Annotated in this window: 7 protein-coding genes, 2 pseudogenes and 1 other annotated feature; of the genes and pseudogenes, 2 read left to right on the forward strand and 7 right to left on the reverse strand. The window is 49.9% G+C overall.

Annotated features, from left to right (window positions below; all coding sequences use genetic code 11):
* From ytpR to thrS, 7 genes are all read right to left on the reverse strand, one after another.
* Nucleotides 1-553 (reverse strand): YtpR family tRNA-binding protein (ytpR, locus tag QZ506_RS16575; protein ID WP_367273032.1); only part of this gene is annotated, 553 nt, incomplete at its 3' end.
* A gap of 15 nt (nt 554-568) precedes the next feature.
* Nucleotides 569-1,552, reverse strand: a complete 984-nt coding sequence (gene pheS / locus QZ506_RS16580; RefSeq protein WP_291972577.1) for a phenylalanine--tRNA ligase subunit alpha — start codon at nt 1,550-1,552, stop codon at nt 569-571.
* 55 nt (nt 1,553-1,607) lie between these two features.
* Nucleotides 1,608-1,733: a sequence feature (Phe leader region), on the reverse strand.
* Nucleotides 1,684-1,728 carry a pheST operon leader peptide PheM gene (gene pheM / locus QZ506_RS16585; RefSeq protein WP_291972587.1) on the reverse strand — a complete coding sequence of 15 codons (45 nt, stop codon included), beginning with the start codon at nt 1,726-1,728 and terminating at the stop codon, nt 1,684-1,686. Its footprint overlaps the feature before it by 45 nt.
* Nucleotides 1,734-1,969: 236 nt before the next feature.
* On the reverse strand, nt 1,970-2,326 hold the full coding sequence (gene rplT / locus QZ506_RS16590; protein WP_291972579.1) for a 50S ribosomal protein L20: 357 nt from the start codon (nt 2,324-2,326) through the stop codon (nt 1,970-1,972).
* A gap of 42 nt (nt 2,327-2,368) precedes the next feature.
* A complete protein-coding gene (gene rpmI / locus QZ506_RS16595; RefSeq protein WP_291972582.1) occupies nt 2,369-2,566 on the reverse strand; it encodes a 50S ribosomal protein L35 in 198 nt (65 codons plus the stop codon).
* A gap of 97 nt (nt 2,567-2,663) precedes the next feature.
* Complete coding sequence (gene infC / locus QZ506_RS16600) at nt 2,664-3,206, reverse strand: translation initiation factor IF-3 (protein ID WP_195313494.1); 543 nt, start codon at nt 3,204-3,206, stop codon at nt 2,664-2,666.
* 3 nt (nt 3,207-3,209) lie between these two features.
* The gene (gene thrS, locus QZ506_RS16605) at nt 3,210-5,138 is read right to left on the reverse strand and encodes a threonine--tRNA ligase (RefSeq protein ID WP_291972584.1); all 1,929 of its coding nucleotides are present in this window, start codon (nt 5,136-5,138) and stop codon (nt 3,210-3,212) included.
* Between the two features lie 415 nt (nt 5,139-5,553).
* Between thrS and QZ506_RS21685 the strand changes: the two are divergent.
* Both QZ506_RS21685 and QZ506_RS16615 read left to right on the forward strand, forming a co-directional pair.
* Nucleotides 5,554-5,838: pseudogene (locus QZ506_RS21685) on the forward strand (type II toxin-antitoxin system HicB family antitoxin); the annotation flags it as partial.
* A 38-nt stretch (nt 5,839-5,876) separates the two neighbouring features.
* Nucleotides 5,877-5,956 (forward strand): annotated as a pseudogene (locus QZ506_RS16615) (IS1 family transposase); the annotation flags it as partial.

Genomic DNA, 5,956 nt, shown 5'->3' on the forward strand with positions numbered 1-5,956 from the left:
GTTGGTTCAGCACCGCAACATCACGGGCTACGCCAATGATACTCAAGCAGTCGGCACGGTTAGGCGTCACGCTGATTTCGATGGCGTTATCATCCAGCCCGAGATAGGCACGGATGTCAGTGCCGATCGGCGCATCGAGCGACAATTCGATAATGCCGCTGTGGTCTTCAGAAATGCCCAGTTCGGAGAATGAGCACAACATCCCTTCAGAAGGTTCACCGCGCAGCTTGGCGGCCTTGATTTTGAAATCGCCCGGCAGCACAGCACCAATCGTTGCAACAGCAACGCGAAGCCCCTGACGGCAGTTGGGTGCGCCACACACGATATCCAGCAGACGTTCACCGCCTACGTTAACTTTGGTAACGCGCAGCTTATCGGCATTGGGATGCTGGCAGCATTCAACGACTTCGCCGACGACCACACCATGAAACGCCCCCGCAACTGCCTCAACGCCATCCACTTCCAAGCCTGCCATGGTAATTTGTTCTGACAGTTCGTCACTGCTGATCGCCGGGTTAACCCACTCGCGCAGCCAATGTTCACTGAATTTCATAATGCTGTACCCGCCTTACTTAAACTGTTTGAGGAAGCGAAGATCGTTTTCAAAGAATGCGCGCAAATCGATTACTCCATAGCTCAACATGGTCAGACGCTCCATCCCCATACCAAACGCGAAACCGGAGTACATTTCCGGATCGATGCCAACGTTACGTAATACGTTAGGGTGCACCATGCCGCAGCCCAGCACTTCAAGCCATTTGCCATTTTTACCCATCACATCCACTTCTGCGGACGGTTCAGTAAATGGGAAATAGGACGGGCGGAAGCGCACCTGCAAATCTTCTTCAAAGAAGTTACGCAGGAAATCGTGCAGCGTACCTTTCAGGTTGGTAAAGCTGATGTTTTTATCCACGATCAGACCTTCCATTTGATGGAACATCGGCGTATGGGTTTGGTCGTAATCGTTACGATAGACGCGGCCTGGCGCGATGATGCGGATCGGCGGCTGCTGTTTCTCCATGGTGCGAATTTGCACCCCCGACGTTTGGGTACGCAACAAACGCGTAGCATCAAACCAAAAGGTGTCATGATCGGCACGCGCAGGGTGGTACCCCGGAATATTCAACGCATCGAAGTTGTAATAAGCATCTTCGATTTCCGGCCCAGTGGCTACCGAGAAACCCAACTCACCGAAGAAGGTTTCGATACGATCGATGGTACGAGTGACCGGATGCAAACCGCCGTTTTCCATGGTGCGTCCCGGCAGGGAAACATCGATGGTTTCTTCTGCCAGACGGGCGTTCAGCACCGCCGACTCCAACGTTTGTTTGCGGACGTTCAGCGCTTCTTGCACATCCTGCTTCGCCTGGTTGATGGCTGCACCCGCCGCAGGGCGTTCGTCTGCGTGCAAATCGCGTAGCAATGTCATTTGCAGGGTTAAATGCCCTTTTTTGCCTAGGTATTCGACACGCACATTATCCAGCGTCGCAATATCCTGAGCCGCGTCTATGGCTGTTCTGGCATTCGCTACCAGCTCTGCGAGATGTGGCATTGCATTCCTCTTCTTCTGCCTGTATGGCCAGTTATCATGATTAGAACCAAACGCAAATAAAAAAGCCTCCCGGCGGGAGGCTTCTAAGCGCTATTTTTCGTTTCTTTTCTTACGCGCAAAGCCTCCTGAGATCAGTTGCTAAAGTAAAAAAAGAAACGGAAAATAGCAGTAGTCATACTTGCGTTACCTCAATGTCAATACGCTTGCGCGTCATCAGTGTCGATGTTTATCGCCAACAGCCTATCGGCGGGCACGTTTACGGTAAAAATGTTACTACAAACAGCACTGTCTTATTGGAAATCGACCCTGATAAAAAGTCAATCACAACCGTTATGGATATCGCTCAATGTGACAGAAAGGACACACTGATTGCTCCTTAAACGAAAAGAGGGAGCAACGTTCCCTCTTTCCACTGACTTACGCCAGGGCTGCTTTCGCTTTTTCAACCAGTGCATAGAATGCCACTTTGTCGAATACGGCGATATCAGCAAGAATCTTACGGTCGATTTCAACAGATGCTTTTTTCAGGCCGTTGATGAATTTGCTGTAAGACAAGCCATTTTTGCGAGCTGCTGCATTGATACGTGCAATCCACAGCTGGCGGAATTGACGTTTACGTTGACGACGGTCGCGGTAAGCGTACTGACCAGCTTTGATTACTGCCTGGAAGGCAACACGATAAACGCGCGAACGGGCACCGTAGTAACCTTTCGCTTGTTTCAGAATTTTCTTGTGACGTGCACGAGCAACCACACCACGTTTTACGCGAGCCATATGCTCTCTCCTAACGTCTTATTCTTGATTCAAAAAGGTTACTTATGCGTACGGCAGACATGCGACAACCAGGCACAGATCCCCTTTGGAGACCATACCCTTCAGACGCAGATGACGTTTACGTTTAGTCGCTTTTTTGGTCAGAATATGACGCAGGTTAGCATGCTTACGCTTAAAACCACCTTTGGCGGTCTTTTTAAAGCGTTTAGCGGCGCCACGTACTGTTTTGATCTTTGGCATGTTAATTTCCACTTCGCATTGTTGATATAATGAATCAGCTAAGGCGAACAAAACCCGCGCGATGCGGACACCGCACGGGTTCTATTACTTGAATGCCTTACTGTTTCTTCTTCGGTGCAAGCACCATGATCATCTGGCGGCCTTCGATCTTCGTAGGGAAGGATTCGACCACTGCCAGTTCACTCAGATCGTCACGAACACGGTTAAGCACTTCGATACCAATCTGTTGGTGCGCCATTTCACGTCCGCGAAAACGCAGGGTGATTTTTGCCTTGTCACCGTCTTCCAGAAAGCGAACCAGGTTGCGTAGTTTGACCTGATAGTCGCCATCATCGGTACCAGGACGGAATTTGATTTCCTTAACCTGGATAACTTTTTGTTTCTTCTTCTGTTCCTTGGTGGCCTTACTCTTCTCGTAGAGGAACTTGCCGTAATCCATGATTCGGCAAACCGGCGGCTCGGCGTTAGGACTGATTTCAACTAAATCAACACCTGCTTCCTCGGCTTTCTCTAACGCTTCATTCAGACTGACAATGCCAATCTGCTCGCCATCGACGCCTGTTAGACGTACCTCTTGCGCGCGAATTTCTCTATTGATGCGATTAGGACGCGCCGGTTGAACTCGTTTTCCGCCTTTTATACCTTATTCCTCCAACTGATGAAGACTACGGCTGCGAATTTCTTGTTGCAGCTGCTTGATCACTTCGTTAACGTCGATGCTTCCCAAATCTTTGCCGCAACGGGTGCGAACGGCCACTTTGCCCGCTTCCACCTCTTTATCACCGCAAACAAGCATATAGGGAACACGTCGTAAAGTGTGCACGCGGATTTTAAAGCCTATTTTCTCATTTCTCAAGTCCGCTTTTACACGAATACCTGCATCTTGCAGTTTTCGCGTCAATTCACTGACATATTCGGACTGTCCATCGGTGATATTCATCACCACAGCTTGCACCGGCGCCAACCAGGTTGGGAAGAATCCGGCGAACTCCTCGGTAAGAATACCGATGAAGCGCTCCATGGAGCCCAATATGGCGCGGTGAATCATCACCGGCACCTGGCGCTCGTTACTTTCGCCCACATAAGATGCGTTTAAACGGCCCGGCAGTGAAAAGTCGAGCTGCACCGTACCACATTGCCAGGCGCGATCCAAACAATCGTGCAAAGTAAATTCAATTTTCGGACCATAGAATGCTCCCTCACCCGGCTGATAATCAAACGGAATCCCGTTCTCTGTCAGCGCAGCCGCCAAATCGTGCTCAGCGCGATCCCACATCTCATCGCTACCGATGCGCTTTTCAGGGCGGGTGGAAAGCTTAACGACGATTTTTTCAAAGCCGAAGGTGCTGTACATGTCGTACACCATCTTGATACAGCTATTCACTTCTGCACGAACCTGTTCTTCGGTACAGAAGATATGTGCGTCATCCTGCGTAAATCCGCGCACACGCATCAACCCGTGCAGCGAGCCTGACGGTTCGTTGCGGTGGCAACTGCCGAATTCGGCCATGCGCAGCGGCAAATCGCGGTAAGATTTTAACCCCTGATTGAAAATCTGCACATGCCCCGGGCAGTTCATCGGCTTGATGCAATATTCCCGGTTCTCTGACGAAGTGGTGAACATGGCTTCTTTGTAGTTTTCCCAGTGCCCTGTTTTTTCCCACAGCACGCGGTCCATCATAAAGGCCCCTTTCACTTCCTGATACTGGTACTCTTTGAGCTTCATGCGCACAAAAGCTTCCAGTTCACGGAATACCGTCCAGCCATCGTTGTGCCAGAACACCATGCCTGGTGCTTCTTCCTGCATATGATACAAGTCGAGCTGTTTGCCAATTTTACGGTGATCGCGCTTGGCGGCTTCTTCCAGACGCTGCAAATAGGCACACAACTGTTTCTTGTCTGCCCAAGCAGTACCGTAGATACGCTGTAACATCTTGTTTTTGCTATCGCCACGCCAATAAGCACCCGAGGTTTTCTGCAATTTGAAATGATGGCAGAAACGCATATTGGGCACATGCGGACCACGACACATGTCGATGTATTCTTCGTGGTGATACAAACCGGGACGATCGTCGTGGCTGATGTTTTCATCCAGAATGGCGACCTTATAGGTCTCGCCACGCGCAGCGAAGACATCACGCGCTTCCTGCCAACTGACCTTTTTCTTGATAACGTCGTAATCTTTGTCGGCCAGTTCATGCATGCGTTTTTCAAGCAGATCGATATCTTCCTGCGTCAGCGTGCGATCTAAATCAACGTCATAGTAAAAACCATTATCGATGACCGGGCCGATCGCCATTTTGGTATCCGGCCACAGTTGCTTAATGGCGTGTCCCAACAGATGCGCACAAGAGTGGCGCAGGATCTCCAGCACCTCTTGATCCTTGGCGGTAATAATCTCCAATTGTGCATCAGAGTCGATCAGATCGCTGGCATCCACTAGTTCACCGTTAACGCGGCCCGCGATACAGGCTTTCGCCAGACCCGGACCAATATCCAGTGCCACATCAAAAGGAGAAACGGCACGATCATATTGACGCTGACTTCCATCAGGAAGCGTAATAACAGGCATTCTAGTTCCCTTATTCGCAGTGGTGACCCACACGAAAGATCACATACAAAACAATATTATTTAATTTTACCAGCAAGTTACAAGGCAATGTTTTCTCCACCCTGCAAACTATGTACATCAAGATGTACAGCAATCAAAATGTACCCACCTCGCCCCGCTGGTAAGTCCTTATATAGTACACGTCATCAGATATGTGTTAAAGGAACAAGTAACTTGCCTTACTTGGCATTAGTACGGAACATCACGTCACAATCTGGCACAGTGCGACACGCAAGAGACACACTCCACACTAACCAATCGGAAAGAGATGATGCAATGGTGGGCTGATTGGATAGGTTAGCCATCCTTGGCATTCACACCGCATTTTTACCCAGTGCGCCGTAAAGCCCCGTCCTTTAGGGCGGGGAGGATGTCAATTTTGGAAGATGGCGAAGCAGTGCCGGAAGCGACCAGCGTGGAAAACTGGCTGGCCAATCCCGATTATGTTAGTGTCGCGTGGGCGCTGGTTGATGTGGACGTTACCCGGCTGATGGGGAAAGCGGAAAAAATCAATGTCACGCTTCCTTCTTTGCTGATCCGCCGTATCGATTAGTTTGTCGCGACGCACCCTGAGTACGGTAGTCGCTCCGGCTTCCTGTCCCGTGTAGCAGCTGATAAAGTTATTGGACGAGAAAAACGGGTCGTGTATTCAATATGTTGATTGCAGTGTGAAATGTCCGGTTTTGGATGTGGAATACAGTGGCTAAAGTTGATGTAAGATGGCCGTTTTGTGAACAGACATCTCCTGTGAAAAAACACGGTTATGGCAAAAGTGGCCA

The sequence above is a fragment of the Candidatus Symbiopectobacterium sp. genome (assembly GCF_020054415.1).
Classification (GTDB): Bacteria; Pseudomonadota; Gammaproteobacteria; order Enterobacterales; family Enterobacteriaceae; genus Symbiopectobacterium.

Bases quoted from the DNA above. Each gene is read 5' to 3' on its own strand.
- rplT (WP_291972579.1), bottom strand. From the start codon at position 2,326: ATGGCTCGCGTAAAACGTGGTGTGGTTGCTCGTGCACGTCACAAGAAA.
- rpmI (WP_291972582.1), bottom strand. From the start codon at position 2,566: ATGCCAAAGATCAAAACAGTACGTGGCGCCGCTAAACGCTTTAAAAAG.
- thrS (WP_291972584.1), bottom strand. From the start codon at position 5,138: ATGCCTGTTATTACGCTTCCTGATGGAAGTCAGCGTCAATATGATCGT.
- pheS (WP_291972577.1), bottom strand. From the start codon at position 1,552: ATGCCACATCTCGCAGAGCTGGTAGCGAATGCCAGAACAGCCATAGAC.